Source organism: Arthrobacter sp. HS15c, assembly GCF_040812005.1.
GTDB lineage: Bacteria > Actinomycetota > Actinomycetes > Actinomycetales > Micrococcaceae > Arthrobacter.
In genome coordinates this window covers 18,136-44,821 of sequence record NZ_JBFOHM010000016.1, presented here as the reverse complement: position 1 = coordinate 44,821, position 26,686 = coordinate 18,136, and the positions used below count along the sequence as shown (strand labels likewise).

The window sequence follows — 26,686 nt, the reverse complement described above, 5'->3', positions numbered from 1 at the left end:
TATCTACTCGATCATGTTGTGCCCGGCACCGCAAACCACCGGTGGCTACTTCTTGGCCGCGGCCTTCTTTTTCGCCGGGGCCTTGCGGGCCGTCGTCGTGCGCTTGACCGGACCCTTGGCGCGCTTCTCGGCGAGCAGTTCGACTGCCTGCTCCCGGGTGAGCTCCTCCAGTGACGTGGCGCGCGGGACGGTGATGTTGGTGATGCCGTCGGTGATGTACGGGCCGAAGCGGCCTTCCTTCACCACGATGTTCTTCTCCGACACCGGGTCCGGGCCGAACTCGGCCAGCGGCGGCACGGCAGCCCGGGCGCCGCGCTGCTTGGGCTGGGAGTAGATCTCCAGGGCCTGCTCCAGCGTGATGGTGAAGATTTCCTCTTCGGACCCGATGGAGCGCGAGTCGGTACCCTTTTTCAGGTACGGGCCAAAGCGGCCGTTCTGCACCGTGATGAGGTTGCCCTCGGCGTCCTCGCCCAAAGCCCGCGGCAGGCTCATGAGCTGCAGCGCCTCGTCCAGGCTGACGGAGTCCACCGTCATCGACGCGAAGAGCGAACCGGTGCGCGGCTTGGCCTTGACGGGCTTCTTCGGCGGCTTCGGCTTGCCGTTTTTGTAGTACTCGACGGGCTGGTTGGCCAGCTGTTCGTCGGTCATCTCGGGGATGACTTCGGTGACGTACGCGCCGTAGCGGCCGTTCTTCGCCACCACCGTGTGGCCGGTGTGCGGATCGGCACCCAGCACGCGTTCTTCCGGCGCTGCCGTCTCCATGAGCTCGATGGCCTTGGCGGCGGTCAGCTCGTCCGGGGCAAGGTCTTCGGGGACGTTGGCGCGGGAGTTTTCCACGATTTCGCCGGTCTTCGCGTCCACCGTGGCGGCGGAGCTCTCCAGGTACGGGCCGAACTTGCCCACCCGCAGCGTGATCTCGTCAGTGATGGGAATGGAGTTGATCTCACGGGCGTCGATCTCACCGAGGTTGTTGACGATGCTCAGCAGGCCCGGATCAGAGTCTTCACCGTAGTAGAAGTGCTTGAGCCAGGCTGAACCCACGGCCTCGCCGTTGGCGATCTTGTCCAGGTCGCCTTCCATGTCGGCGGTGAACTCGTAGTCCACGTAGTCCGTGAAGTGCTGTTCCAGCAGGCGGATCACGGAGAACGCGATCCAGCTGGGCACCAGGGCTGAGCCCTGCTTCCGGACGTACCCGCGGTCCTGGATGGTGGAGATGGTGGAGGCATAGGTCGACGGGCGCCCGATGCCCTTCTTCTCCAGCTCGGCCGTCAGGGACGCTTCCGTGAAGCGCGGCGGCGGCGAGGTCTCGTGGCCCACGGCGATGATTTCGGATGCCGAGAGGGAGTCGCCCTTGGCAACGTTGGGCAGGCGGCGGGCTTCTTCGCTGTCGTCGTCGCCGCGGCTTTCGTCCTTGCCTTCCTCGTAGGCGGCCAGGAAGCCGGGGAAGGTGATGACGGTGCCGGAGGCCGAGAATTCGGCGTCGCGGCCATCTGTAGCAACGGCACCCAGGCGGATGGTCGCCGTCGAGCCCTTGGCGTCACCCATCTGGGAGGCGACGGTGCGCTTCCAGATCAGTTCGTACAGGCGGAACTCGTCGCCGGAGAGCTGCTTGGCCACCTGCGCCGGCGTTCGGAAGGAGTCACCGGCGGGGCGGATGGCCTCGTGGGCTTCCTGCGCGTTTGCCGCCTTGCTGGTGTAGACGCGGGGCGACTGCGGGATGTATTCAGGGCCGTACAGCTCGGAGGCCTGCCGGCGGGCTGCCGTGACGGCCTCGTCGCTCAGGGCCGAGGAGTCGGTACGCATATAGGTGATGTAGCCGTTTTCATACAGCCGCTGGGCGATCTGCATGGTGCTCTTGGAGGAGAAGCGCAGCTTGCGGCCGGCCTCCTGCTGCAGCGTGGAGGTGGTGAACGGAGCGGCCGGACGGCGCGTGTACGGCTTGGTGTCGACGGACCGGACCTGGAAGTCCGCGTCCTGCAGACCCGACGCCAGGGACGTTGCGAGTTCCTCGTTCAGGTGGACGGCGTTGCGGGCGGTGAGCACGCCGTCGTCGTTGAAGTCCCGGCCGCTGGCCACCTTGGCGCCGTCTACGGCGGCAAGCTTCGCCTTGAACGAGGCGGACCCTGCGCCGAACTGGCCGGTCAGGTCCCAGTAGGAGGCAGCCTTGAACGCCATGCGTTCGCGTTCCCGGTCCACCACCATGCGGGTGACCACGGACTGCACACGGCCGGCGGACAGGCCGCGGGCAACCTTGCGCCAGAGGACGGGGGAGATCTCGTAGCCGTAGAGGCGGTCCAGCACACGGCGGGTTTCCTGGGCGTCCACCAGGGCCGAGTCCACGTCGCGCAGGTTGTCCATGGCGCGGTGGATGGCTTCCTTGGTGATTTCGCCGAACGTCATCCGGTACACCGGGACCTTGGGCTTGAGCACTTCCAGCAGGTGCCACGCGATGGCCTCGCCCTCGCGGTCCCCATCGGTTGCGAGATAAAGAGCGTCAGCATCTTTGAGCTGGGCCTTGAGCTCGGCCACCTTTTTCTTCTTGTCCGCGGACACCACGTAGTACGGCTTGAAGTCGTTTTCGATGTCGACGGCGAACTTGCCCACCGAGGTCTTCTTCAGTTCTGCAGGGAGCTCAGACGGCTGCGGCAGGTCGCGGATGTGACCGATGGAGGCCTCTACGATGAAGCCCTCGCCGAGGTACTTGGCGATGGTCTTGCTCTTGGCCGGAGACTCCACAATCACGAGTTTCTTGCCGGTTTTGGCCTTGCTTGGCACGGTGCTCCTACAGAAAAAGGTTGCTCGGGCAGATGAGCCCATATTGGCCTAGTTCACCATATTTTCGACAATCGTGCGCATTCATGTGGAAAACGTGCGCCCTCAGCGAGCGGTCCCGAGCCCCTTGTTTCCTACGTTTCCGCAGGTCCGGACGGGTCTTCGGGGACGCTTCCGGCGACGGTCCGGTCGTCCGGAATCAGCGACCACATGGCGGCCATCCGCTCGGCCCCGGCGGGGATCCGGTGCGGATCGTCGAGCTCGTATTCGCTGAGCAATGCAAAGAGGCGCCGGTTCAGTTCGGCCTGCTGCTCGCGGGTCAGGTACAGCAGGTCGCTGGCCAGCACGACGGCGGTGGGGGCCTCCGCGGGTGCGCCCGCACGCCGGCGCTCGTCCCGGGTCCTGGCGTAGGCCGCGGCGCGACGGCGGAAGGCATCCAGTTCAAGGTCGACGACCGGGTTGGCAGCTTCCCCGCCTGAGTTGATGGCGAAGTCCGTTCCGGCTGCCTTCCAGCGCCGCTCCCGTGCGTCGCCTGCCGTCGGAGCGGGGACCACGATGCCCCATTTTTGCAGGGCACGGAGGTGGTAGCTCATGGCGCTGGGCGTCAGCCCGGTCTGCGCTGCAAGTTCGGTGGCCGTCCGGCTGATCTGGGTGGAATACAGCTCGGAGATGACCTCCAGCCGGGCGGCATGGGCAAGCGCCCGGATCGCCTTCGGATCGGTGATCTCCACTTTCTTCTCCGGGCGCTGCCGGCCTGCGGATTCCGTATTCACGGCTTCAGTGTATCCAGCGACTGCCAGCTGTGAAGGAACCGTTTGATATCAGGCGGGCAGCAGGAACCCGTCGCGCACGAGGTTCGCCACGTCGGCGAGCAGCCCGCTCCGGAATGTGCCGCCGTCGAACCCGTCCTCCCCTGACAAGGTGCCGCCAAGCAGCGCCTCCAGTGCGCCGGCGATCTGACCCACGGTCAGGTCGCCGTCGCACGCGGAGACGAAGCCGGCGAGTTCGGTGCTGAGCAGGTTGGTGCGGCGCAGCCCGGCGCCCTGGCGCAGCAGGATCACGCCCGGGTGTTCGGCCCCGGGCCGCTGGTGCCGCTCCTCCGTGACGTCGTCCGCCACCAGCAGGTGCGTGTCTTCGAGACTGTTCGCCGCCAGCCAGTCTGCACGTTCGACGGCGGCGCCCAGGTGGGGTCCGACGGGCTGTTCGATCGGGTACGTGATTTCCTCGAACCGGCTGATGAGGGGCCGGGCGCCGGCAGCGGGACGCCGCAGGTAGATCATGCCGAAGCCGATGCCCTCCACGTTCCTTGACGCGAAGTCGGCGAGGTAGGCGGCGTAGGCGTTTTGGTAGTGCTGCCGGTCGCGGGATTCGGAGGCGTCCTGCAGCCAGGTTTCGGCGTACTGCTCCGGGCCCACCTGCTCGCGCTGGATGAACCAGGCGTCCACGTCCGGACCGGCCCAGCTTTGCGGCCGCTCCGACCACGACGTCCCCGCGGTGACTTCCCAGTTGCCCAAAAGCTGGGCTGTTCCGGCCGGGGCGAGGACCGACGGCAGTGCCGCCACCAGCGAAGCCACGATGTCGTCGCCGGGCAGGCCGCCGTCCCGGTAGGTGAACTGTCCTGACGCGTCCTCGCCGAGGGTCCGGGGCGTGATGACGAACGGCGGGTTGGACACCACCAGCTCAAATTCTTCCCCGGCCACCGGATCCAGCAGCGATCCCAGCCGCAGGCTGACCCGGTCCTCCAGCCGGTCCGGGTCCAGGTGCAGCGCCTCGGCATTCAGGAGCAGGTTGAAGCGGGTGAAGGCCAGCGCCCGCTCGGAGATGTCCGTGGCCGTGACGTGCTCGGCATGGTGCAGGAGATGGAAGGACTGGATTCCGCAGCCTGTGCCCAGGTCCAGGGCCTTGGCGACGTGGCGCCGGACGGTGGTCTGCACCAGCGTGGTGGAGGCCTGCCCGATGCCCAGCACGTGGTCGTGCCGCAGCACGCCGGCCTGCTGGTGCGCGGCGAGGTCACTGGCCACCCAGAGCTCGGCGCCGCCGCTGCTGACTGTATCTTCCGCTTCGGTGCCGTCCCAGCCGTACGGCCGCAGGTCCGCCTTGGCCTGCAGGACGGCCGCACCCGGTTCAGAGCCGGGCACGGGCTCAACCAGCCCCAACTCCAGCAGGCCGTCGGCGCGGATCCCCGGCAGGGCGGCGTCGAGCGTTTCCCGCTGTTGCGGTTCGGCCAGGAGCCAGAGGCGTACGACGGCGGCGAGGGCCCCCGTCGAACCGTCACCTGGCGGCGCGTCCCCGAGTGCGCGCTCGATGGCCAGCAGCGCGGGGATGACCTGGTCCCGGTTCAGCGCGCGGTAGGCGGACTCGCCCAGGAGCCCGGCCACGCCGTCGAGCGTGTACTCCACCTTCCGGAGGTCGGCGGCGAGCGCTGTCAGCAGTCCGGGGAGGTCGCTGCGCGGGGCGTCGGGGGTGTTGCCGGCCAGGAAAAGGGTGGAATCAGTCACCGGTCAAGTCTATTGGCGCGGCACCCCGGCCCTGACGGTCAGAGGTTCTGCTCCGCATAGACCTTCAACGCATCACGGACGAAACCGGCGCCGTCGGCTCCGCCATAGTTTTTGGCGAACCGGGGGTCGGCCACGTACATCTCGCCGAGGCCGGTAACGTACGCCTTGACGTCTCCCTTGCCCTCATCACCCGTGCCGCGGGCGTCCGCCGCAGGAGTGCCCGGGATGCCGGTGAGCCATTCGACGTGCCGTTTCGCGATCGCCTGTGCCTCCGCGCTGTCGGGCGCGATGCCGGCCGTGGCGGCGGCGATCCAGTCCTCGCCCAGCTGCTGCGAGCGCTGCTTCCATGCGGCCTTCTCGTCGGTGCCCATGCCGCGCCACCACGAGTCCCCCTTGGCGTAGGCGTCCTTGCCCCAGCGTTCCTCCACTTCGTCCTTGTACTGCGTGTGGTCGAAACCGTTGAACATGTCTTCTGCCATGATTTCGCCACCTCCTTTCACTGCTTCGATGGTTTGCGTGACCGACGCGATCTGCCGCGCCAGCCTGTCCTGTTCCTGCTTCAGCCATTCGAGGTGCCCGGTGAGCGCCGTGGCGGCGTCCGCTTCGTCGTCGAGTACCTGGCTGATCACCGGCAGGCCCAGCCCCAGTCCGCGCAGGAGCAGGATGCGCTGGAGCTGCACCAGTGCGGCCTGGTTGTAGTACCGGTAGCCGTTGTGGCCGGTGCGGCTGGGCTTGAGCAGGCCGATGTCGTCGTAGTGGCGCAGGGTCCTGCTGGTGGTGCCGGCGATGCGGGCTATGTCCTGGATGGACCAGTCCATCGTGACCTCCTTCCGTGGGCCTTCCGTAGCTGATACCTCCACGGTAGATGTTGACGTAGCGTCAAGGTCAAGAGCCTGCCGGGGGCCCGGCGTATCATGGACGCATGCACACGCAGCAGCGATTTATCAGCCCTCGGCCGTTTACCGGCCGCACGGGCTTCCCATCGCGCGCCTGACGCTGCCGGGGTCCGTCCGGCGCAGCGGCTGAGGGTGATCTCCCTCCCCCGCCCCTGATGCACCAAAAGGACCCCAACCATGAAGACTTACCTTTCCCTGACCCAGCTCAACGACGCCCTTTCCCTGCGCGACCTGTCCGATCCCGGCACCGGCCCGCATGCCATGCAGCTGCTCCTCGCCGACGTCGTGGGCGCGCTGGAGCGCCTCTGGGGCGTGCCGTCCCGGACACACCGGCTCAACCCGCTGGTGGCCACCGCCGACAACTACGACAGGCTTGGCTATTCGCCCGACGACGTCACACGGGACTCGCGCTATTCCCGCCACGTGAGCCCCACCGTAATGCTCCGCAGCCACACGTCCGCAGGCATCCCGGCGCTGCTGGACTCGCTCCGCGGCGAGCTGGGCCACTACGACGAACTGCACGTGCTCCCGGGCCTCGTGTACCGCCGCGATGCGATCGACCGCACGCATGTGGGCGCCCCGCACCAGGTGGATCTCTGGCGGCTGAAGGCGCGGGGGCTGCTGGGGCCTGCTGACCTGGACACCATGATGGCGGCGGTGGTGGAGGCGGTGCTCCCCGCGTCGGAGTACCCGGACGTGGAGTGGCGGGCCACGCCGGCGCGGCACAGCTACACCGCGGCGGGCCGGCAGCTGGACGTGCTCGTGACGCTGCCGGATGGGCGCCGCGAGTGGCTGGAGCTGGCCGAGTGCGGGCTTGTGGCGGCACCGGTCCTGCGCGGTTCAGGCTTGGACCCGAGGCGCTGGGCGGGCCTTGCCCTGGGCATGGGGCTGGACCGTGCGCTGATGCTGCGGAAAGGCATCACGGACATCCGGCTGCTGCGTTCAGGGCGTCCGGAGGTCCAGGCGCAGCTGCTGGACCTTGCGCCGTACCGTCCCGTCTCCGCCATGCCGGAAACCCGGCGGGACCTTTCCCTGGTGCTGGATTCCGGTGACGATGCCGACGTCGAACTCCTGGGCGACATCGCCCGCACCGTCCTCGGGCCGGACGCCGACGTCCTGGCGGCGTTGGAGGTCTTCTCGGTGACCACGACGGCGGAGCTGCCGCCGGCCGCCGTCGAACGCCTCCGGATGCGTGCCGGACAGGTGAACGTTTTGCTGCGGCTGGTGCTGCAGCCGCTGGACCGGACGCTGACCGACCGGGAGGCGAACGCGCTGCGGGACAGGGTGTACCTGGCGCTGCACCGGGGTGACGTTCAGGAGCTGATCGCGGGGTGAAGACGGCCCCGTCCGCCGGGTAAGTTGGAGGCATGGTTGCTATTCCCCGTTCGTTTCCGCGCGCCCTTTCCGTGGCGGCCGCTGCCGCTGTCCTGCTGGGTGTTTCCGGCTGCGCCCAGCAGCTTTCGGTGGAAAACGCGGACGTGCCCTCATGGAAGGCCACCGCGCTGCCGTCGGCAAGCGGCATCGTGGCCGAGGACGCCGGCAAGATCCTCAACGCCCAGCCCGTGGACCGCACGGAGAATGTTCCGGCGGGCAGCTACACGCTGACTCTGGTCTGCGAGGGAGGCGGCAAGGCCTTCCTCGCCGTGCGCTCCGGAGGCAAGGAACTGGCCGACCTCGGGGCCGCCTGCTACGGGACGAAAGAGTCCGTGAAGATCACCCTGCAGAATCCGGGGCCTGTCGAGATCAGCGCCTCCAGCGTCGACGCCCCACTGATTTACGCCTACCAGCTGGTGTCCGCCGGCTAGTTTGGGTCGGCGATGATGATGAGCAGGTCCAGGCATATGGCTTACGGGCTGGGGCGGGCCTAGAGTCAGAGTATGCCCGCGATGCCGGGGGCGCAGCCGCGCCGAGATGCGGTACCTGTTCCGGGTCCCCCACGGCCCCGGAAGTCCTCCGTGCGCACCCGGACGAGGGCCGCCGTCGTGCTGTGGGCAACAGCGGGCCTGGTGGCAGCCGGGTCGCTCGCAGGCTGTGAATACACCTATGAGGAAGGCTGGCGGCCGCCGGAGTCCGTACCAGCGCCCGCCTTCACCGACCAGTCCTTCCCCAGTGACCTGCTCCGCAACGAACCTGTCACCGAGGCCGAACTGGAAGGCTGGGTGGAGGAGGAACTGCCGTTCACCGCGCGCCAGGTGGTGCACACCGGCTCCGGCATCCTCGCCGAAGGCGAGATCAAATCCGACGTGGCGGCTGGGCTGGCGGTGGGAACGTACGCCCTGGCATTGGTGTGCCGGAGCCAGCGAAGGGTCACTTTCACCGTCCGCGACGACGCGTCCACTTTGGTGGATCTCAGCCTGCGCTGCGGGTCCACCCGGGAGACCGTGATCTACCTGTCCAAGGAGTCGGCGCTGAGCATCCGGGTTGAACCCAGGTCGCTGGCCAATTATGCGTATCGGCTCACCCTGCTCTGAGTCTTAGGCGGTGCAGGGTTTCAGGCGGTGCAGGGTTTCAGGCGGTGCAGGGTTTCAGGCGGTGCAGCCTTCGGGGCAGCGGAGCGTCTCCGGGCTGGAGGCACAGTCGGCGCAGTACAGCGTCAGTGTGCGGCAGCTCAGGTTGGAGCAGTTCTCGAATTTGCTCGTGGGGGCGGCGCAGCGGACGCATTCACCGATGGTTTTGGCGTCCTCGCTGAACTCCAGGTGCATGCGCTTGTCGAAGACGTAGAGCGAGCCTTCCCAGAGGCCCTGGTCCTTGAAGGTTTCGCCGTAGCGGACGATGCCGCCGTCGAGCTGGTAGACCTCCTTGAATCCGCGGTTCACCATCAGGCTGGAGAGCACCTCGCAGCGGATGCCGCCGGTGCAGTAGGTGACCACGGGCTTGTCTTTGAGGGCGTCGTACTTGCCGGAGTCGAGTTCCTTGATGAAGTCGTGGGTGGTGGCCACGTCAGGGACGATCGCGTCCTTGAACTTGCCGATCTGGGCCTCAAACGCGTTGCGGCCGTCGAAGAACACCACGTCTTCGCCGGCCTGCTTCCTGGCTTCGACGAGTTCGTGCAGTTCCTCCGGCTGGAGGTGCGTGCCGCCGCCCACCACGCCGTCGGCGTCGACCTTGAGCTCTCCGGGCGCGCCGAAGGAGACGATCTCGTCCCGGACCTTAACGCTGAGGCGGGGGAAATCGTCAGCGCCGCCGTCGGACCACTTCACGTCGATGCCGTGGAAGCCTTTGTATTCGCGGGTGGTCTTCACATACTGCTTGACCGCGCCGATCTCGCCGCCCACGGTGGCGTTGATGCCGTCCTTGGAGATGAGGATGCGTCCGGTCAGCCCGAGCTTCTCGCAGAGGGCACGCTGCCAGAGCCGCACAGCGTCCGGATCAGCGAGCGGGGTAAAGCCGTAAAAGAGCACAATTCGGTTCAAAGCCACGTATTTAAGGGTACTGGCTTCACCGCGCCGGGCCGGTCCCGCGGCTTAGGGGCCGGCCTGCCTCGCGGCCAGGGCGGCGTCGCGCCTGTTCAGCGCGGTTTCGGCAGCCCGGTAGCCGAGGACGACGGCGGCGAAGGTCGCCACAGTTGCGGTGGCGGCGACCACCATGGCGTGCGCGCCACTGCCTGCGGCGAGCACGGCGGCGCCGTCTCCCGCAAGCCGCGGCAGCAGGAAGAGGACCAGCGCGGAGAGCAGTCCGCCGAGCCCGGGCCGCCGCACACCGTCCGGTTCCGCGCGGGATCCCAGGAACACCAGCGGCTGCTTCGTTCTCCGGTGGATCAGGGCGCCAGCCACCAGCGGCACGATCCCGCAGGCCAGCCAGGCCCAGTAGCTGAGGCCAGTGGCCGCTTCCCAGTATCGGGCGCTGCCGACCGCCGCCACCGTCGCGGCGACGCAGACAAGCAAGGAGAGCGGCAGCTTGTACGGGGCAGGGTGGTCCTTTGCGGCGGGCATTCGGCCAGTCTTGCCGGATCACAATTGCGTAAGCAAGTCACATCGGGGTACCGCACCCCCTGTTGCTAGTGACAGCGCTGGAATACTCTCATCACATGAGTCCGGACGCCTTGGTTGGAGACATCACACACCTTCTTGAAGTCTGGGTGGCCGGCTGGGCCGGCTGCCGCGGCTACCAGACTGCCACCGAAGGGCGGTTCCCCGCGGCCCTGCGGAAAGACACCACCGGGGACTGGGAATACTTCGCCCACGATCCTTCAGACGAAGAGTTTGCGGGTCTGGTGGCCAAGACTGCCGAGGCTCCGGCGAGGATCCTGACTGTCCTGACCAACGACGTGGCGCGCTACACAAACCTGGCCGAAAAGCATGGCCTGAATGTCACATCAGCATCACAGGCCATGATGATTGTCGACATGGCCACGCAAGATACGGAGGATCCGTGGCTCTCCGACGACGACCTCAACCTGGTCACCTCGGAACTCGACGGCGTCCACCACGCGGTGGTCCGGTCGGGTGACACGGTGGCGGCGAGCGGCAGGGTTTTTGTGGTGGGCGAGACTGCGATATTCGACAAGATTGTGGTCCAACCGACGTTCCAGCGCCGAGGCCTGGGCAGCTTCATCATGAAGGCCCTGGCCGCGCAGGCCATCGGACCCGATGTGGAGAACGGCCTGCTGCTGGCTTCCATCGACGGACAGAAGCTGTATTCCCATCTGGGCTGGTCCACTGTTTGCCGCGTACTGATGCTGTCCACGTCCGGGGAAGGCGCAGACCTTTCCGTGGGGTGATTTTTCCCCGAGTGACAGAATGTGGGGGTGACCCCCCATGACTCCCTGATTCCCCTGCTGGGCCGCGGCCCGGACCCGGAACAGCTCCGTCATGTCCGCACGATTCCCGCCCGGAAGGCTGTCCATGCGGCCTGGCCGGACTGGGCGCACCCTGACCTGGTGGCAGCCTACGGCTCGCTGGGCATCCATGAACCGTACCGGCACCAGATTGAGGCCTCCGACCTCGCCCACAGCGGCGAAAACGTTGTCATCGCCACCGGTACAGCGTCCGGAAAGTCTTTGGCGTACCAATTGCCGGCGCTGGACGCCATCCACCGTTCCGAGCTCCGCGTCCTGTCCGAGCCCGGGAAAATCCACGACGACGGCGCCGTGACGCTTTATCTGTCCCCCACAAAGGCCCTGGCCGCAGACCAGTTGGCTGCCATCCGCGCTTTGAAGCTGCCCACGGTCAGGGCTGAAACGTACGACGGCGACACCGACCCCGCTTCCCGCCGCTGGATCCGCGACCACGCCAACGTCATTCTCGCCAACCCGGACATGCTCCACTTCGGGATCCTGCCCAACCACGCCTGGTGGGCAAGCTTCTTCCGGCGGCTGCGGTACGTCATTGTGGACGAAGCCCACAGCTACCGGGGCGTCTTCGGCTCCCATGTGGCCAACCTGATGCGGAGGCTGCGCCGCATCTGCGCCTATTACGGTGCGGGAACGTCCCGGCCGGAGCCTGTGTTTATTGCCGCCTCCGCCACCGCGTCCGAGCCCGGCACGTCCTTCGGACGGCTGATCGGCGCCCCCGTTCGGGCCGTTTCCGAGGACTGCTCCCCGCACGGCGCCACCACCGTGGCCTTCTGGGAACCCGCACTGACCGAACTTAAGGGTGAGAACGGCGCCAAGGAGCGGCGGACTGCCGTGGCGGAAACCGCTGGCCTGCTGGCGAACCTGGTTTCCGCACGGATCCGGACCATCGCGTTCATCAAGTCCCGGCGCGGCGCGGAGACCATCTCGTCGATCACGAAGCGCCTGCTGGATGAGGTGGACCCCAGCCTGCCGCAACGGGTGGCGGCCTACCGCTCCGGTTACCTGCCGGAAGAACGCCGTGCCTTGGAGAAGGCCCTCCGGTCCGGCGAGCTCCTGGGGGTATCGAGCACCTCGGCGCTGGAGCTAGGAATCGACATTTCCGGCCTTGATGCGGTGCTGGTGGCCGGCTGGCCCGGTACCAGGGCCTCCCTTTTCCAGCAGATCGGACGGGCGGGCCGGGCAGGCCAGGACGCCATCGCCGCGTTTGTGGCCAGCGATGACCCTTTGGACACCTATCTGGTGAACCACCCTGAGGCAATTTTTGATGTCTCCGTAGAGGCCACCGTTTTTGATCCCTCCAATCCGTACGTGCTGGGGCCGCATCTGTGCGCTGCGGCCGCGGAGCTTCCGCTCGGTGTGTCCGAGCTCGGCCTCTTCGGCAGCACGGCCGAGAAGCTGCTGGGGCAACTGGTGGCCCAGGGCTACCTCCGGCGCCGCCCCGCAGGGTGGTTCTGGACGCACTCGCAAAGCGCCGCCGCCATGGTGAACCTCCGAGCCGACGGCGGCGGTCCGGTCAGCATTGTTGACGCCGATACCGGCTCGCTGCTGGGGACCATGGACTCCCCGCAGACGCACTACCAGGCCCATACCGGAGCCGTCTACGTCCACCAGGGTGACAGCTATGTGGTGGAAGACCTGAACGAGGACGAACACTGCGTGGTTGTGCGGCGGGCGAATCCGGAGTACTACACCACTGCCCGTGACGTGACCCAGATCGAAGTTCTGGAGACGCTGCGCACGGCGCAATGGGGCGATGTCGCCGTGCACTTCGGTGATGTGAAGGTGACAACGCAGGTGGTCTCCTTTCAGCGCAAGGCCCTGATCTCCAATGAGATCCTGGGTGAGGAGCCGCTGGAGCTGGGTGCCCGGGACCTGTTCACCAAGGCCGTCTGGTTCGTGGTGGAGAACCGTTCCCTCACGGGTGCGGGGCTCATTGAGGCGCAGTTTCCCGGCGCCCTCCACGCGGCCGAACACGCCGCGATCGGGCTCCTGCCGCTGGTGGCCTCCAGCGACCGCTGGGACATTGGCGGTGTGTCGACCGCCATCCACGCCGACACCGGGGTGCCCACCATCTTTGTGTATGACGGACACCCTGGCGGCGCGGGCTTCGCCGAGCGCGGCTTCGATAAGGCCAAGGTGTGGCTCTCAGCCACCCGGGACGCCATCGAGGCCTGCGAATGCGAAGCCGGCTGTCCGTCCTGCGTCCAGTCCCCCAAATGCGGGAACAAGAACAATCCGCTGGACAAGGCGGCTGCGATCACCCTCATCGATGTCCTGCTCAAGGACGCCAGCGAGGCATCTCCCGTCGCCTTGTAGCCCAGCCGCGGGCGCTCCAGATCGAGGACGCCAGATCCGGAGCACTTCAGTGCCGGTGTCCCAGTCGTTGCGCGCTACGGCGGCGGACCAGCCCTGGCACGGCCGGTGGCTGTTCCCAGTACTGTCCTGGCTACGAGCTCGGTGCTGACCTCGATGGTCTGGTCCGCGCCAGCGGTGCAGCTGACTACTCTGGCGGCGTGCTGGCCGGCAACGTCCGCGGCCACTGCGCACGGCTCCCCCACGGTCAGGCCGCGGAGGGCGTCCGCCGCGGCGAGTGCCGCCAGATCCGCTGCTGCCGCCGCCCTGCTGGCCATCACGGCCGACTGGGCCAGCAACAGCACCAGTGACATGGCCATGATCACCACCAGTGCCAGTCCGGCGGCCAGGACAGTTCCGGATCCGCGCTCCCCGTGGTCCAGGAGACCGCCGCTCATGCCGCAGACGCCGTGGTCGGGTGCCTCGTCCACGCCGGTTGAGGGGCCGCGGCGCCGTGGGGAGTCGCGCTTAGAGCAGACGTGCTTGACGCAGACGTGTATAGGGCAGTCGTGCTTGCGGCAATCCGGCCCTGGGCGCGCGCGGCTTCGTTGCGGGTGGAGGCTCTGGCAGTCAGGATCCACGGCACCGTTGCCCCGAGGGGCCCCGCCACCCTGTCTGCCACGGTGACGCTGACCCATTCGCCGTCGGCGGCGATGGCCGCGGTGGCGGAGGCCCCGGCCAGCCTGCCCACGATCGCTTCGGCCGTGGCCGGGCCTTCACCCCGGGCGAGTGCCCTGGCGCTGGCGAGTGCTGCCTCTTCGAGCCGGAGCTGGGTGGCTCCAGCAGCCGCACCCGCCAGCAGCAGCGCGAGAAGCAGCAGCACGGCCGGAAGCGCCACCGCGAACTCCGCAGTCACGGCTCCGCGGGCGCTCCCCGGCCCGGGCCGGCCGCGCTGGCAGCAACCAGCCCGGCGATCGGGCCGGAGCCTTGGCCGCACCCGGGTCATGGCAGCGCCAGCGCCGTGCGGATCAGGTTCAGGAGGAAGCCGCGCACCTCGTCACTGCGCAGGATGAATACCAGCAGCCCCGCGAATCCCACGGCTGCGAGCGTGGCGATGGCGTATTCGGCGGTGGCCATTCCGGCTTCCGATCCGAGGCGCCGCATGCGGCCGCGGCGTTGCCCGCGTCCGCTGGCGGCCGGGTACAGCTCCACAACGTTGCTGTCCGCACCTGCGGTGCCACCTCGCTGCTGCGCTGCGCGCACTTCTTCGGCTGCGGCCCCGGCGGCTGAAGCCCGGTGTTCCGTGGCGGCGACGGCGGTGCTTTGGTTCATCAACATGGTTTTTCCTTTCAGCGGTCCGGCCCGGTTGCCGGCACCTCCGACTCTTCCGGGCCGGCCCGGCGCCGGTAAGGGACCTGTTGTCCTAAGTGGATAAGCGCGTGGCGCGCCGCCATGTGGAGGAGTTGTGGAGGAACAGACCGGCATGCGACCAAAAGCTCGGAGCCCGCCACTGGTCCGGAGCGATGCCCCCGGCAGCAAGGCACTCGGGCAGGAGGAATCGCGGTTCAGAGGATACCTGGGTCAGGAGGACACAGGGGCCGGAGGCGATGCAGTCAGGAGAGCATGCCGTCAGGAGGGCACCAGCGCAAGCAGCACGGGAACCACGCCAAGGCAGATGAAGGCCGGAAGCGAACACAGCCCCAAGGGAATCACCAGTTTCACGCCGAGGGACGCCGCGCGCTTCTCGGCAGCCCGGAACCTCTCACGGCGGATCCTGGCCGCCTGGGCGTACAGGATGGCAGACGAAGGGGCCCCGGTCAGGGCGGCGAAGCCCAGGGCGTCGCGCATTTCCAGTATTTCCGGCAGACGGACTTCGGAGCTGCGCCAAGCAGTCTCCCAGTCGGCCCCGATGGCCAGGGCGGCGACAACTGGCCGGAGTGACCGGCGGTACCCCGGGGAAGCCGTGGCTGCGACGAGCTCGAGTGAACGCCCGATGCCGGACCCGGCGTCCAGCATGGCGGCCACCAGTTCCAGCATCATCGCGGTGTCCCGCAGGCCGTCTAGACTTCCAGGCCATTCATCCTGCCGTTCAGCCGGCGCCCGATCAGGCCGCGAACCTGTTCCCAGGCCACGATGCAGGCTCTTCAGCCGCCGCCCCACCCGTCCCGGCCCGGCGAAAGCAAGGACCGCGGCCGCGGCCAGACATCCCAGCACGACGGCGGCAGGCAGCTGGGAGGTCATGGCACCCCTGCCCCGGCGGCCCCGTGGACCAGCCGGGCCGACCAGATCCGGCCAGCGACGGTGAGGACGGCGCCGGCCCCGAGGGACGCCAGTCCAAGCGGGGTCCCGACCAGGATGGCCAACGGATCCACGCCCAAAGCGATGCCCAGCCCAAGTCCCATCAGTGGAAGCCACGTCAGCAGGCTGACGGTGGCCCGCGGACCGGCGAGGGCAGTCTCCCGGGCCGCTTCGGCGTCGTCCTCCACTTCCAGCTGGGCGGCTAACCGAGTCAGCACATCAGCGAGCGGGCAGCCGCTGGCCTCCGCAATGTCAAAGCATGCAGCCAGCTGGGACCAGATCCGACGCTCCTGACCGCCCGTTTGCCGAAAGGCCGCCGGGGCCGCGCTCCTGATGGCGTCCGACACCGGCGCGCCGCGGAAGGCGGCAGCCCGGGCCGCACCGAGCACCGCCACAGAGCCGAGGCTCAGGCGTGCCCCGGAGGTCGGGCCGGCAGGGGTGCCGTTGTTCCGGGCAGCTTCCGGCCGTTGGGAGTACAGGAACCACAATTCGTCCCAGAGCCGTGCGGGGGTCCTGCCGCCCTTCAGCAGGGCCGCCAACTGCTGAACGACCAGGGTCATGGGGATGTTGCCGGGGCTGCCGCTTCTCCGCCGCAGGAGCCCCGCAAGCGCACCGTGCCCCACGGACATTCCGCCATCGGACCTTCCCCGTCCGAATGCGCCTGACAGGCCTCCTCCGGACTCAGCCCCAACGCCCGCAGTGCTGCCAACGGCATAGCGGAACCGGACGGCCGCAGCCCGGGCTGGACGCAGGAAAAGCCAGACGGCCAGGAACAGGCAGCCGGCCAGGAGCGCAGTCACGCGGCTGTTCCGGTCAGGCGGTCATCGAGGCCCAGCCGGTCGGCCAGCTGGCCCCAGGCCGGACCCGGGGTCAGCAGGTCCCGTCGTATCTCCAGGGCGGGGACGACGGCCAAGCCACCCTGGCCTTCCTCCATCACACCAATGCACGCAACCCGGCGCCCGCGGGGCGGCCTGTCCACGTGGATGACAACGTCCAGGGCACTGGCGGCCTGCAGCCGTACCGCTTCCTGCCCCAGTCCGGCCAGCGCTCCCAGTGCTGTCAGGCGGGCGGGAACGGCCGTGGCCGTGTTCGCATGGATGGTTCCGCCGCCTCCGGTGTGGCCGGTGTTCATGGCGGTCAGCAGTTCCCGCACCTCGGCGCCGCGGCACTCGCCCACTACCAGCCTGTCGGGCCGCATCCGCAGCGCCTGGCGGACCAATTCGCCCAGGTCCACTTCGCCACCGCCTTCGAGGTTTCCATGCCGCGACTCCAGGGACACAACGTGCGGGTGGACGGGGTTCAGTTCGGAAGCGTCTTCGATCAGGACCATGCGCTCACGCGGGGAGCACAGGCTGAGCATCGTGGACAGCAGGGTGGTTTTCCCTGATCCCGTGGCACCGCTGATGAGGAAACTCAGCCGGTGACCGACCACGCGTTCCAGGACGTCCTGGACACGCTCGCCGAACATCCCACCGGCTCGCAGCTCATCCATGGTGAAAACCTGCTCCCGCCGGATGCGGACACTCAGGAGGGTGCCTGCCGTGGAAATCGGCGGGAGGACGGCATGGATGCGGTAGCCGCCGTCGAGCCTGACGTCCACGCAGGGCGAGCCGTCGTCCAGGCGCCTCCCCCCGGCTGCGACAAGCCGGGACGCCAGCGCCCGGACCTGGGTTTCGCTGGAGAAGGAGACAGCCGAGCGTTCGAGCCCGTTTCCCCGGTCCAGCCAGACGGAGTCGGGTGCGTTGACGAAGATGTCCGTCACCGCCGGATCCCGGGTGAGCTCCTGAAGCGGCCCGAGGCCGTTGAGCTCGGCGCTGATCCGTTCGACGGCGGCGAGCGAGCCAGCTGTTCCGAGCATCTTCCCGGTGGCCTGGACGGCTGCTGCCACCCGCGACGCCGTGACGGGTCCGGCCTCGGCCATCACCGATTCGCGGACCGATTCCAGCAGCCGTGAGTCCAGGCTCCGGGAGTCGGCAGACCGGGAATCCAGGACACGCGCCTGGCGGCGGCGGGCGCCTTCCGGTGAGGATGGGGATACCGGGGTGAGGGGAATCCTGGCACTCACGGCAGTTCTCCTGCGTCCAGATCGCCGTCGAGCAGGTCCAGGACAGAAGCAGCAAAGTGCCGCACGCTCCGGCGTTTCCCCAGCTCAAGAAGGCGTCCGCTCTCCGAAGCACCTGTTACGCCGCGCAGGTCGGGCACCCGGCCGTGGACCGGAAGCCCTACGGCATCGGCGATCAGGGCACTGTCGAGTGCTGCACCGGGCTTTCCCCGGACCAGCAAAGCGGCCTCCACGGGCGGGAGCTCCTGAAGCAGCCGGGCCGAGGCCACCGCTGCCTTCAGCTGGGCAGGGACCACCACCAGGATCCGGTCGCAGTCCCAGGCAAAGGTGTGCAGGGGCTCGGCGCCACGCCCGATGTCCACCACAACCAGCTCGTAGCCACGCCGTGCCGCATCAAGGACGCCTCCGGCCGCTGCCGCATCCACGGGCGCGGGACGGTCCCGGCTCCCGGGCCAGGACAGGAAGGAAAAGCCACCGGTAATCGGCAGGGAATCCGAGAGCTGGTCAGGATCGATGCTTCCGCTGGCCTCGGCCAGGTCCGGCCAGCGGAGGCCGGGGAGTTCCTCGGCGGCCAGCGCCAGCTCCAGGCCGCCGCCCCACGGATCACCGTCCACCAGCAGCACCCGAACGCCCATCCCGGCAGCCGCCTGGGCGATCCAGATGGCGGCGGTGGTGGCTCCCGCACCGCCGCATCCGCCGGTGACGCCCAGCACCAGGCCGCCGGCCTGGGGCGAGCGTGACCGGCTGAGGTATTCGGCCAGCCAGGCCGCAGCATCGGGCAGCACGGCTACCCGCTCCGCTCCGAGAGCGGCCGCCAGGTGCCAGAGGCTGTCACCCTCCCCGTTCAGGCCCACCAGCACGGCAGGAGCGCGGCGCCGGGGCGGCAGTTCACGGATATCGCTGCCCACAAGCACGGCGGAGGAAGAGTCCCAGTACCTTGCGGCTTCCACGGCGTCGGCCACCGCACGCAGTCTGCCGCCCGCGGCAGCGACGATACGTTCCACCTCACCCTGCAGGAAGCCGGACCCGGTAACCAGCAGCACCTCGGCAGCTTCCTCCGGCAGCCACGCGCCCGGATCGGGGCCGCGGGCGTGGGCCGGTTCGCCCGCGTATGCGGCCCGCTCCCCCGGTGACGCGCGCCGCGCGGGCATGGAAGCGCTGGCCGGGCCTGACGGTGACGGTGCTTGCTGGTGCCTGCTCATAGGGCAACACTGACCCGCCGCGGGCGCAGCCGTAAGCCCTGATCAGTCCTATGTGGACAAAGGCGGGCGATAGCAGGATGACAATGCGTGTGGAGGACAACACGACGCAGCCCCGTGCAGCCCCGACCCCGGCCCGCCCCAGCCCACCAGTGCAAGCCCACCCCGGCGACAGGGCAGAATTGTCGTATGTACCTGCTGCTCGCCGCCCACCCCCAGGGCGCAGCTCTCCAGGAACTCACCCAGGCGGGAGATCCCCACCCCAACACCCCGGAACCGCGCGTGGTCAGCACGGGCGAGCTTGCCGCCGTCGTACGTAGCCTGGAAAGCCGGCCGAACGGCGGCCCGCCGCCGCGCTGGATCTGGCACCGCACCCAGGACTGGTACCCGTCGCTGCTGGCGTCCGGCGTGGAACTGGACCGCTGCTATGACCTGAGCCTGTGCGGCAATATCCTGGCCTGTTCCGAGTTCACGGCCCACACCGACTACGCGCGGACTGCCGACAAGATCACACTGGATGAGGATCTTCAGCCGCCGCGCTCCCTCCAGCCGCCCGCACCGCCTGCCGAGCAGGGCGCACTCTTCGAGGATCCGGGCCACGGGGCAGCGCCCCGCTACACACCCGAGCAACTTCGCGCCGAATACGCCGCACAACAGGCAGCCCTCGCGGCGGCGAACCCCGGAGAGAACCGCCCCAAACGCCTCCAGCTCCTCCTCGCCGCCGAATCGGCGGCCGCCATGATCGCCGCCGAAATGCAGCACGCCGGGGTCCCGTGGCGGGAGGACCTGCACGAGGAAATCCTCGCCGACTACCTGGGACCGCGCCCGCCCTCCGGCCACCGTCCGGCAAAGCTCGAAGCCCTGAACACCGAACTGCGGGCCCTGCTTAGCTCACCGGGCCTGAACCCGGATTCACCGCAGGAACTGATGCGCGCCCTGCACCGCAACGGCATCGAGGTGAAGACCACCCGGCAGTGGGAGCTGAAGGAGTCCAGCCATCCCGCCATCGAACCGCTCCTCGCCTACAAAAAACTCTCCCGCCTGCACACGGCCAACGGCTGGGCGTGGCTGGACGCGTGGGTGGACAACGGACGGTTCCGCCCGGAGTACGTGGTGGGCGGCGTCGTCTCGGGCCGGTGGGCATCGCGCGGCGGCGGGGCGCTGCAGATTCCGCGCCAGATCCGGGGCGCGGTGCACGCCGATCCCGGCTACAAGCTCATCGTCGCGGACGCCTCCCAGCTGGAGCCCCGCGTCCTGGTGGCGCTGGCACAGGACGCCAAAATGGCCGAAGCTGCGCGGGACAAGGACCTGTACGCCGGCATCGCCGCCCAGGGCTTCGGCGGCGACCGTGCCAAAGCCAAGGTGGCACTCCTCGGCGCCATCTACGGTGCCACCACCGGCGAATCCGGCAGGCTAATGCCGCAGCTGGCCAAGACCTACCCGCGCGCCGTGGGCTTTGTGGAGCAGGCCGCACGCGACGGCGAGGCCGGCGGCACCGTCACCACCAGGCTTGGCCGCAGCAGCCCACCGCCGTCAAGGCAGTGGTACCAGAGCCAGCAGTCCACCACCGCCGAGGAGCAGCGCCGCGCTGAATCAATCGCCCGCTCCCGTGGCCGATTCACGCGGAACTTCGTGGTGCAGGGGTCGGCGGCGGACTGGGCAGCGTGCTGGCTCGCGGAATTACGACGGCGGCTGCGGGCCACGCGCGCGGAAGGATCCCACCGTGCGGAGCTGGTGTTCTTCCTCCACGACGAGGTGATGGTCCACGCGCCGGACCCGCAGGTTGACGCGTGCATCGCGGCGATCGAAGATGCGGCCAGCGCGGCCAAGGAGCTGCTGTTCGGCCGGATCCCGGTGGAATTCCCCGTCAGCGTGGCCGTGGTGGACTCGTACGACAACGCCAAATAGCGGGCACACTATCGATCCGACTGCGTCTTCTCCAGTCACACGCCGGTGGACCGTCACGGCGCGCCCCACGAAGTAACCTACCCGGGAGTAGCTGGCAGCCCCCTTGTGAGCGGCGTTACAGTCAATTAACTGACTCAAGAAGCGGGTCAAGCATTACATGCAAAGATGCATACCCAGGGGAGGTCCGGCACATGGCGGGCAGGTTCGAAATACACCGCGTGGGTGACGAGGCCTACAGGCTCCGGCTCACCGACGCGGACGGCAACATCGTGGCGGTTTCGCCCAATTTCAAGCACGTCGGTGCGTTGCTCGAGGGCATCAAGGCCGTACGCGAAAATGCGGCCACCGGAATCGTGGTGGATCTCCGGCAGCAGGCACAGGTCTAAGGGCGGGACCGCCGGCGGCCACACGCCCGCGTGGACTGCGGTTAGATACTGATGGTGTGCAGGCGGGACCGGTCCCAGGGCACGGCCCAGCCGAGCTGTTCAAAGAGCCCGGTGAGCACAATGCCCGTGAAGCCCCAGACCACCACCCCGTTGACGGTAAAGGCAGGGCTGTTGAACGTCCGCCCGCCCCGGCTGACGGTGGACATGACCCGGTTGTCCGGGTCCAGCAGGTCGCGGACCGGTATCCGGAAAACCTGCGCGGATTCGCCATAGTCCACCACCCGCACCGGCGACGGCGAGGCCCACCAGCCCAGCACAGGCGTCACCAGGAAGTTGCTGCGGGCCAGCCCGAGTTCCTGGAGCGTGCCCAGCACTTCGACTCCGCGGGAGTCGAGCCCGGTTTCTTCCTCCGCTTCACGCAGCGCCGCCTCCACAGGTGTTTCGCCGGGATCGATGCTGCCACCCGGAAAGGCGACCTGGCCGGGGTGCGACTCCAGCGTGTGCGCACGCTCCAGCAGCAGGACGTCAAGGTCTGCGGGGGCGAGCGGCTTGCCGGATGAGGCAGGAACAGTATCCAGGACACCGAAGAGCATCAGCACGGCGGCCCGGCGGGCGATGCTCTCGTCCACGGTCAGCGCTGCCCAGAGGGCATCGGGCTCGGGAGCGTTTCCGGATTCTGTCCTCTGCACGAGGTCGAGCAGGTCCTGACGGGCGCTCACGGAACCCGCTTCTGTGATTCCATCCGGATTTCCGCGGCGCGGTGCGTCTCGGCCAGCAACTGGGCGAGGAGCGGTTCGCTGCCGGGAGCCAGCTCGTATTTCAGCAGTTTGGCGGCCTTGGCAGGATCAGTCTCGCCCAGGCCGTAGCTGGGGCACCAGTTTGCCACCGGGCAGGCCCCGCAGGCAGGCTTCCGCGAATGGCAGACCCGCCGCCCGTGGAACACCACCCGGTGCGAGAGCATGGTCCAGTCGCGTGGCTCGAAGAGCTCGGCGACGTCGAACTCGATCTGCACGGGATCCTCGGACAGGGTCCAGCCGAAGCGGCGCGCCAGCCGCCCGAAATGCGTGTCCACTGTGATCCCGGGGACGCCGAAGGCGTTGCCCAGCACCACGTTCGCCGTTTTGCGGCCCACGCCAGGCAGGGTCACCAGGTCCTCAAGCCTGCCTGGCACGACACCGTTGTATTCGTCCACCAGCCGCGTGCCCAAGGCGATGAGGCTCCGGGTTTTGGCCCGGAAGAACCCGGTTGGTTTGATAATTTCTTCCATCGCAGCCGGGTCGGCCTCGGCCATCGCACGGGCGTCAGGGTACCGCGCGAACAGCAGGGGCGTGATCTGGTTGACGGTGACGTCAGTGGTCTGCGCGGACAGGACGGTGGCAACCAGCAGCTCAAACGGGCTCCGGAAATCGAGCTCGGCATGGGCATACGGGTACTTCTCCGCGAGGGCCTTGTTGATGCGCCTCGCACGCCGCTTCAGTGCCAGCAGGGACTCGGAGGAAACCCTGGGACCGGGCGCGGCTGCCGATGCCCGGGATGTGGCTCCCGCAGGTGCGGCTGCTCCGGCAGCCGGGGCCGCACCCGCCCTCGGAGTACGTGACGTGGCCACCGGCCCGGCTAGCCGCGCTCGATGTTGCTCAGGTCGCGCAGCACACCCACGCGGCCGTCTGTGTGCTGGACCAGGAATTCGTGGCCACGGTCCTCGAGGGCCAGGACCCAGCCGCCCGGTTCAATGACGAAGGCGGGGGCACCAGTCCGGGGGTCAACGGCGGTCCGGTGCTGGGCGACGGCGAACCAGAAGGCCTCGTGGACCGTCTGCTCGTCCGATTCCTCCGGACGGCTGGCGGGATCCACAGTGGCCCCGATGGGTTCTTCCCGCCTCACCTGCTGGTGGACGGCGGTGGCGGCGATGGGCTCGGACGCCTGGCGGGCCTGCGTGGCCGCCGGGGACTCGGCCATCCGGGTTTCGCCGGCCGCGGCCGCCGCGGCGGGAGGCACGACGTCGGCTGCCTGGGTTGGCGGCCCAAAGTCACCCTCGGCGGGCCATTCGGACACTTCCGGCGCCGATGACACGGCCGCCTCAGCCGGGGCTGACTGGGCGGGCTGTGCGGAAGGTGCCGCGTGCGCCACACCGGCCGGCTGTGCGTCCTGCACGGGCTGGGGCGCCCGGGAAGGCGTGGGCTCTGCGGCCTGCGGCGCAGGAGCGGGCTTCGCTTCTTCCGAAGACTGCGGGGAAGGCGCAAAAGGCGACATTCCCGGCGTCGACCCGGCCGGCTGGAAGCTGGCGGAGGCACCGGAACCGGCGGCAGCGGCCGAGCCTGCGGCGACACCTGCCGCCCCGGCAGCGGAGCCGGTCACGACGGCGTCATGCGCACCGGCAACTGCCGGGCCGGCCGTGCCGGGCTTGGGTTCCTTCGGGGCCTTGGGCGTGTGCGGCTTCGGCAGCGGAACAGCAGACTCACGGGCCACCACATGGGCGGGGGTCTCCGCGCGGCCCTCGAAGTCGCTGGCGAAGTAGGGAATGAACCGGCCCAGTACGGTGGCCGCGAACAGCACAATGGAGCCGATCAGCCCTGCAAGGAGCGCAGGGTGGTAGTCGCCGGCCACGGAAATGAAGAAGAAGGCCAGCGCGAAGGACGCCACTACGGACGCAAACTGGTCGATGGACAGTGATCCGATCCGGACCTTCGTGGCGGGCGCGAGCCTGCGGGCTGCGAACAGTGCGCTGACGATGAGCGGCAGGACGATTCCCAGGCCCAGGAAGAACAGGTTGCCTGCATTCCAGAGATTGAAGCGGGTCAGGAAGACCGGCAGCAGGGAGGTAACGAAAAGAATGAGGGTGGCGGCGAACACGGCGAGGTCGCGCACGGTGAAGTGCCCCAGGACGGCCTGGTGGCGGGAGCCCGGCTGGCCTGTTTCCGGCGCCGGCTGGCCTGTCCCCGCGCTGCTCCCGGACGGGCCATCAGGTCCGGCCGCTGTTGCACGGCCGGAATTCTGGCCGAAGCTTTGCTGGTTCATTCTGTTTCTCCTTAGCGTGGCGGCACCGAAAGACTTTCCAGTCCCAAAATGCGTGCCGTCTGGAAGCCCCATCCGGCCGGGTCGCACGCAACGCGGTTACCCTGCCGGACGGCTCCGTCGAAAGTCACAATTCAATCTCAGCCTAGTCAACAGCATTGGCTATCACTAGCCGAGGGGGTGCCTGCGTGGCGTCTGGGACTGGCCCGCAAAACCATTCACCGCTTAATAAACGCCGTTCGCGGGCGCCTCTGTGACAGGGCGCACACAGCCGCCCGCTCAAGCATTAGTCTTGATTTCGGAACAGCTCTTTGCGGATTGTCCGTGATCGGCCGCTGCCCAATGCCGCGCAAAAGCGGCGGAGCACGGCCCGGTAACGGTACACGCCGCGCAACAAAGATCGATGAATGATGAGGTTCACCATGTCCCAGGACACTCCCGGCTCCACCGCCACCGCTCCCGCAGCTTCCGTGCAGGGCGAGGCGCAGGGCGACGCCTTCGAAAACCTGCTGCACGAGAACCGCAAGTTTGCGCCGACCCCGGAGTTCGCTGCCGACGCCGTTATCAGCGCAGCCGATTACGCAGAGGCAGATGCGGACCGTCCCGCGTTCTGGGCCCGTCAGGCCCGTGAACTGCTCACCTGGTCCAAGGACTTCACCCAGGCGCTGGACTGGTCCAACCCGCCGTTCGCGAAATGGTTCGTCGGCGGGGAGGTCAACGCCGCCTACAACGCCCTGGACCGGCACGTCGAGAACGGGCTCGGGGACCGGGTGGCCATCTACTTCGAAGGTGAACCCGGCGACACCCGCACCTACACCTACGCCCAGCTCACCGAAGAGGTGAAGAAGGCAGCGAACGCCTTCGAGTCCCTCGGCGTCGCCAAGGGCGACCGTGTGGCCGTCTACCTGCCCATGATCCCCGAAGCCGTCATCACCTTGCTGGCCTGCGCCCGCATCGGCGCGGTGCACTCGGTGGTGTTCGGCGGGTTCTCCGCGGACGCCCTGCGCTCCCGGATCGACGACGCCGAAGCCAAGCTGGTGGTCACCGCCGACGGCACCTACCGGCGCGGGAAGCCCAGCGCCCTGAAGACCGCCGTCGACGACGCCCTGTCCCGCGAAGGCGGGCACACGGTCCAAAACGTTGTGGTGGTCAAGCGCAACGGCCAGGACGTGGACTGGCACGAGGGCCGGGACCAGTGGTGGGACGACACTGTCGGTGTGGCATCCACCCAGCACACCGCCGTCGGGCATGACTCCGAGCACCCGCTGTTCATCCTTTACACCTCCGGAACCACGGGCAAGCCCAAGGGCATCCTGCACACCACCGGCGGCTACCTCACGCAGGGCGCCTACACCCACAAGGCCGTGTTCGACCTGCACCCCGAGACGGACGTGTACTGGTGCACGGCCGACGTCGGCTGGGTCACCGGCCACTCCTACGTCGCCTACGCCCCGCTCATCAACGGCGCCACCCAGGTCATGTACGAAGGCACCCCGGACTCCCCGCACCAGGGCCGCTGGTGGGAGATCATCGAAAAGTACAAGGTGAGCATCCTGTACACCGCGCCCACGGCGATCCGGACGTTCATGAAGTGGGGCCGGGACATCCCGGACAAGTACGACCTCACCTCCCTGCGGGTCCTCGGTTCGGTGGGCGAATCCATCAACCCCGAAGCCTGGATGTGGTACCGGGACGTCATTGGCGGGAACAAGGCGCCCATCGTGGACACCTGGTGGCAGACCGAAACCGGTGCGCAGATGATCGCCCCGCTGCCCGGCGTCACCGCCACCAAGCCCGGCTCCGCCCAGGTCCCGCTGCCCGGCATCGCCGTGGACGTCGTCGACGAACTCGGCGAATCCGTGCCCAACGGGCACGGCGGCTTCCTCGTGATCCGCGAACCCTGGCCCGCCATGCTCCGCGGCATCTGGGGCGACCCGGAACGCTTCAAGGACACCTACTGGTCCCGCTTCGAAGCCATGTACTTCGCCGGCGACGGCGCCAAAAAGGACGAGGACGGCGACATCTGGCTCCTGGGCCGCGTGGACGACGTCATGAACGTCTCCGGGCACCGGCTCTCCACCACCGAGATCGAATCCGCCCTGGTCTCCCACCCCTCAGTGGCCGAAGCCGCCGTCGTCGGCGCCGCGGACGAAACCACCGGCCAGTCCGTCGTCGCGTTCGTCATCCTCCGCGGTGACGCCGTGGACTCCGGCGACCAGATCATCGCCGACCTCCGCAACCACGTCGGCAAGGAAATCGGCCCGATTGCCAAACCCAAAACCATCCTTGTGGTCCCCGAACTGCCCAAGACCCGGTCCGGGAAGATCATGCGCCGCCTCCTCAAGGACGTCGCAGAAGGCCGCGAAGTAGGCGACGCCACCACCCTGGCCGACAACACGGTCATGGCCCAGATCGCGGCCTCGCTCAGAAAGTAACAGCGGTCCCTGGCGCCAGTCCGACGTTGAGGAGTGGCCCCGGTTTTCCCAACCCCACGGGAAGACCGGGGCCCCTCCTCGTTTGGGACGATTCAAAAAAATCGACACCAAGAATGTTATTTGACGTTCTTCC

Annotated in this window: 24 protein-coding genes; 8 read left to right on the top strand and 16 right to left on the bottom strand. The window is 68.1% G+C overall.

The annotated features are described in order from the left end of the window. Nucleotides 1-45: 45 nt before the first annotated feature. The 4 genes from topA to ABV518_RS22005 all read right to left on the bottom strand — a co-directional run bounded on the left by topA (nucleotide 46) and on the right by ABV518_RS22005 (nucleotide 6,088). Nucleotides 46-2,775 (bottom strand): type I DNA topoisomerase, encoded by a 2,730-nt coding sequence (topA, locus tag ABV518_RS22020; protein WP_367771680.1) that lies wholly within the window; start codon nucleotides 2,773-2,775, stop codon nucleotides 46-48. A 131-nt stretch (nucleotides 2,776-2,906) separates the two neighbouring features. Then, nucleotides 2,907-3,545 carry an ArsR/SmtB family transcription factor gene (locus ABV518_RS22015; RefSeq protein ID WP_367771677.1) on the bottom strand — a complete coding sequence of 213 codons (639 nt, stop codon included), beginning with the start codon at nucleotides 3,543-3,545 and terminating at the stop codon, nucleotides 2,907-2,909. A 48-nt stretch (nucleotides 3,546-3,593) separates the two neighbouring features. Next, entirely contained in the window at nucleotides 3,594-5,270 is a 1,677-nt protein-coding gene (locus ABV518_RS22010) for a methyltransferase (RefSeq protein ID WP_367771675.1), read from the bottom strand. 38 nt (nucleotides 5,271-5,308) lie between these two features. Beyond that, nucleotides 5,309-6,088: a MerR family transcriptional regulator gene (locus ABV518_RS22005; protein WP_367771673.1), complete on the bottom strand. Its 780-nt coding sequence runs from the start codon at nucleotides 6,086-6,088 to the stop codon at nucleotides 5,309-5,311. 255 nt (nucleotides 6,089-6,343) lie between these two features. On the opposite strand from ABV518_RS22005, the gene ABV518_RS22000 reads away from it, so the two are divergent. The 3 genes from ABV518_RS22000 to ABV518_RS21990 all read left to right on the top strand — a co-directional run bounded on the left by ABV518_RS22000 (nucleotide 6,344) and on the right by ABV518_RS21990 (nucleotide 8,637). Continuing rightward, on the top strand, nucleotides 6,344-7,501 hold the full coding sequence (locus tag ABV518_RS22000) for a hypothetical protein (protein ID WP_367771671.1): 1,158 nt from the start codon (nucleotides 6,344-6,346) through the stop codon (nucleotides 7,499-7,501). A gap of 32 nt (nucleotides 7,502-7,533) precedes the next feature. Next, nucleotides 7,534-7,971 (top strand): hypothetical protein, encoded by a 438-nt coding sequence (locus tag ABV518_RS21995; RefSeq protein WP_367771669.1) that lies wholly within the window; start codon nucleotides 7,534-7,536, stop codon nucleotides 7,969-7,971. Between the two features lie 150 nt (nucleotides 7,972-8,121). Then, complete coding sequence (locus ABV518_RS21990; protein WP_367771666.1) at nucleotides 8,122-8,637, top strand: hypothetical protein; 516 nt, start codon at nucleotides 8,122-8,124, stop codon at nucleotides 8,635-8,637. A 54-nt stretch (nucleotides 8,638-8,691) separates the two neighbouring features. On the opposite strand, the gene ABV518_RS21985 is transcribed toward ABV518_RS21990, so the two are convergent. Both ABV518_RS21985 and ABV518_RS21980 read right to left on the bottom strand, forming a co-directional pair. Next, nucleotides 8,692-9,585, bottom strand: coding sequence for a rhodanese-related sulfurtransferase (locus ABV518_RS21985; RefSeq protein WP_367771662.1), 894 nt, complete (start codon nucleotides 9,583-9,585; stop codon nucleotides 8,692-8,694). Between the two features lie 45 nt (nucleotides 9,586-9,630). Continuing rightward, nucleotides 9,631-10,098, bottom strand: a complete 468-nt coding sequence (locus ABV518_RS21980; protein ID WP_367771659.1) for a hypothetical protein — start codon at nucleotides 10,096-10,098, stop codon at nucleotides 9,631-9,633. Nucleotides 10,099-10,193: 95 nt separating this feature from the next. Here ABV518_RS21980 and ABV518_RS21975 point away from each other — a divergent pair, with 95 nt between their 5' ends. Both ABV518_RS21975 and ABV518_RS21970 read left to right on the top strand, forming a co-directional pair. Beyond that, nucleotides 10,194-10,886, top strand: coding sequence for a GNAT family N-acetyltransferase (locus ABV518_RS21975; RefSeq protein WP_367771656.1), 693 nt, complete (start codon nucleotides 10,194-10,196; stop codon nucleotides 10,884-10,886). Between the two features lie 27 nt (nucleotides 10,887-10,913). After that, nucleotides 10,914-13,277 carry a DEAD/DEAH box helicase gene (locus ABV518_RS21970; RefSeq protein ID WP_367771652.1) on the top strand — a complete coding sequence of 788 codons (2,364 nt, stop codon included), beginning with the start codon at nucleotides 10,914-10,916 and terminating at the stop codon, nucleotides 13,275-13,277. Between the two features lie 74 nt (nucleotides 13,278-13,351). Here the strand turns inward: ABV518_RS21970 and ABV518_RS21965 are convergent, their stop codons facing one another. The 7 genes from ABV518_RS21965 to ssd form a co-directional block, all read right to left on the bottom strand. Continuing rightward, nucleotides 13,352-13,711 carry an Rv3654c family TadE-like protein gene (locus tag ABV518_RS21965; protein ID WP_367771648.1) on the bottom strand — a complete coding sequence of 120 codons (360 nt, stop codon included), beginning with the start codon at nucleotides 13,709-13,711 and terminating at the stop codon, nucleotides 13,352-13,354. Beyond that, on the bottom strand, nucleotides 13,708-14,169 hold the full coding sequence (locus ABV518_RS21960; protein WP_367771645.1) for a TadE family type IV pilus minor pilin: 462 nt from the start codon (nucleotides 14,167-14,169) through the stop codon (nucleotides 13,708-13,710). Before ABV518_RS21960 ends, ABV518_RS21965 begins: the two co-directional genes overlap by 4 nt. Nucleotides 14,170-14,255: 86 nt before the next feature. Then, nucleotides 14,256-14,591, bottom strand: a complete 336-nt coding sequence (locus ABV518_RS21955; RefSeq protein ID WP_367771642.1) for a DUF4244 domain-containing protein — start codon at nucleotides 14,589-14,591, stop codon at nucleotides 14,256-14,258. A 291-nt stretch (nucleotides 14,592-14,882) separates the two neighbouring features. Next, nucleotides 14,883-15,494, bottom strand: a complete 612-nt coding sequence (locus ABV518_RS21950) for a type II secretion system F family protein (protein WP_367771639.1) — start codon at nucleotides 15,492-15,494, stop codon at nucleotides 14,883-14,885. Continuing rightward, the gene (locus tag ABV518_RS21945) at nucleotides 15,491-16,351 is read right to left on the bottom strand and encodes a type II secretion system F family protein (protein WP_367771637.1); all 861 of its coding nucleotides are present in this window, start codon (nucleotides 16,349-16,351) and stop codon (nucleotides 15,491-15,493) included. The genes ABV518_RS21950 and ABV518_RS21945 overlap by 4 nt, the downstream gene beginning before the upstream one ends. Beyond that, a complete protein-coding gene (locus tag ABV518_RS21940; protein WP_367771734.1) occupies nucleotides 16,348-17,541 on the bottom strand; it encodes a TadA family conjugal transfer-associated ATPase in 1,194 nt (397 codons plus the stop codon). The genes ABV518_RS21945 and ABV518_RS21940 overlap by 4 nt, the downstream gene beginning before the upstream one ends. Nucleotides 17,542-17,612: 71 nt before the next feature. Then, entirely contained in the window at nucleotides 17,613-18,815 is a 1,203-nt protein-coding gene (gene ssd, locus ABV518_RS21935) for a septum site-determining protein Ssd (RefSeq protein ID WP_367771635.1), read from the bottom strand. Between the two features lie 186 nt (nucleotides 18,816-19,001). On the opposite strand from ssd, the gene ABV518_RS21930 reads away from it, so the two are divergent. Beyond that, on the top strand, nucleotides 19,002-20,720 hold the full coding sequence (locus ABV518_RS21930; protein WP_367771632.1) for a bifunctional 3'-5' exonuclease/DNA polymerase: 1,719 nt from the start codon (nucleotides 19,002-19,004) through the stop codon (nucleotides 20,718-20,720). A gap of 191 nt (nucleotides 20,721-20,911) precedes the next feature. Continuing rightward, nucleotides 20,912-21,106, top strand: coding sequence for a YegP family protein (locus ABV518_RS21925; RefSeq protein WP_367771629.1), 195 nt, complete (start codon nucleotides 20,912-20,914; stop codon nucleotides 21,104-21,106). Between the two features lie 41 nt (nucleotides 21,107-21,147). Here the strand turns inward: ABV518_RS21925 and ABV518_RS21920 are convergent, their stop codons facing one another. From ABV518_RS21920 to ABV518_RS21910, 3 genes are all read right to left on the bottom strand, one after another. Then, nucleotides 21,148-21,825, bottom strand: coding sequence for a CoA pyrophosphatase (locus tag ABV518_RS21920; RefSeq protein ID WP_367771627.1), 678 nt, complete (start codon nucleotides 21,823-21,825; stop codon nucleotides 21,148-21,150). After that, nucleotides 21,822-22,592, bottom strand: coding sequence for an endonuclease III (nth, locus tag ABV518_RS21915; RefSeq protein WP_367771732.1), 771 nt, complete (start codon nucleotides 22,590-22,592; stop codon nucleotides 21,822-21,824). Before nth ends, ABV518_RS21920 begins: the two co-directional genes overlap by 4 nt. A gap of 128 nt (nucleotides 22,593-22,720) precedes the next feature. After that, complete coding sequence (locus tag ABV518_RS21910) at nucleotides 22,721-24,121, bottom strand: hypothetical protein (RefSeq protein WP_367771625.1); 1,401 nt, start codon at nucleotides 24,119-24,121, stop codon at nucleotides 22,721-22,723. Nucleotides 24,122-24,540: 419 nt separating this feature from the next. Between ABV518_RS21910 and acs the strand changes: the two genes are divergently transcribed. Continuing rightward, on the top strand, nucleotides 24,541-26,553 hold the full coding sequence (acs, locus tag ABV518_RS21905) for an acetate--CoA ligase (RefSeq protein WP_367771730.1): 2,013 nt from the start codon (nucleotides 24,541-24,543) through the stop codon (nucleotides 26,551-26,553). Nucleotides 26,554-26,686 lie beyond the last annotated feature (133 nt).

Excerpts from the sequence above, each read along its gene's own strand:
- ABV518_RS22005 (WP_367771673.1), bottom strand. The coding sequence starts at position 6,088 with ATGGACTGGTCCATCCAGGACATAGCCCGCATCGCCGGCACCACCAGC.
- ABV518_RS22000 (WP_367771671.1), top strand. The coding sequence starts at position 6,344 with ATGAAGACTTACCTTTCCCTGACCCAGCTCAACGACGCCCTTTCCCTG.
- ABV518_RS21995 (WP_367771669.1), top strand. The coding sequence starts at position 7,534 with ATGGTTGCTATTCCCCGTTCGTTTCCGCGCGCCCTTTCCGTGGCGGCC.
- ABV518_RS21980 (WP_367771659.1), bottom strand. The coding sequence starts at position 10,098 with ATGCCCGCCGCAAAGGACCACCCTGCCCCGTACAAGCTGCCGCTCTCC.
- ABV518_RS21975 (WP_367771656.1), top strand. The coding sequence starts at position 10,194 with ATGAGTCCGGACGCCTTGGTTGGAGACATCACACACCTTCTTGAAGTC.
- ABV518_RS21965 (WP_367771648.1), bottom strand. The coding sequence starts at position 13,711 with ATGAGCGGCGGTCTCCTGGACCACGGGGAGCGCGGATCCGGAACTGTC.
- ABV518_RS21955 (WP_367771642.1), bottom strand. The coding sequence starts at position 14,591 with ATGTTGATGAACCAAAGCACCGCCGTCGCCGCCACGGAACACCGGGCT.
- ABV518_RS21950 (WP_367771639.1), bottom strand. The coding sequence starts at position 15,494 with ATGACCTCCCAGCTGCCTGCCGCCGTCGTGCTGGGATGTCTGGCCGCG.
- ssd (WP_367771635.1), bottom strand. The coding sequence starts at position 18,815 with ATGAGCAGGCACCAGCAAGCACCGTCACCGTCAGGCCCGGCCAGCGCT.
- ABV518_RS21930 (WP_367771632.1), top strand. The coding sequence starts at position 19,002 with ATGTACCTGCTGCTCGCCGCCCACCCCCAGGGCGCAGCTCTCCAGGAA.
- ABV518_RS21925 (WP_367771629.1), top strand. The coding sequence starts at position 20,912 with ATGGCGGGCAGGTTCGAAATACACCGCGTGGGTGACGAGGCCTACAGG.
- ABV518_RS21910 (WP_367771625.1), bottom strand. The coding sequence starts at position 24,121 with ATGAACCAGCAAAGCTTCGGCCAGAATTCCGGCCGTGCAACAGCGGCC.
- acs (WP_367771730.1), top strand. The coding sequence starts at position 24,541 with ATGTCCCAGGACACTCCCGGCTCCACCGCCACCGCTCCCGCAGCTTCC.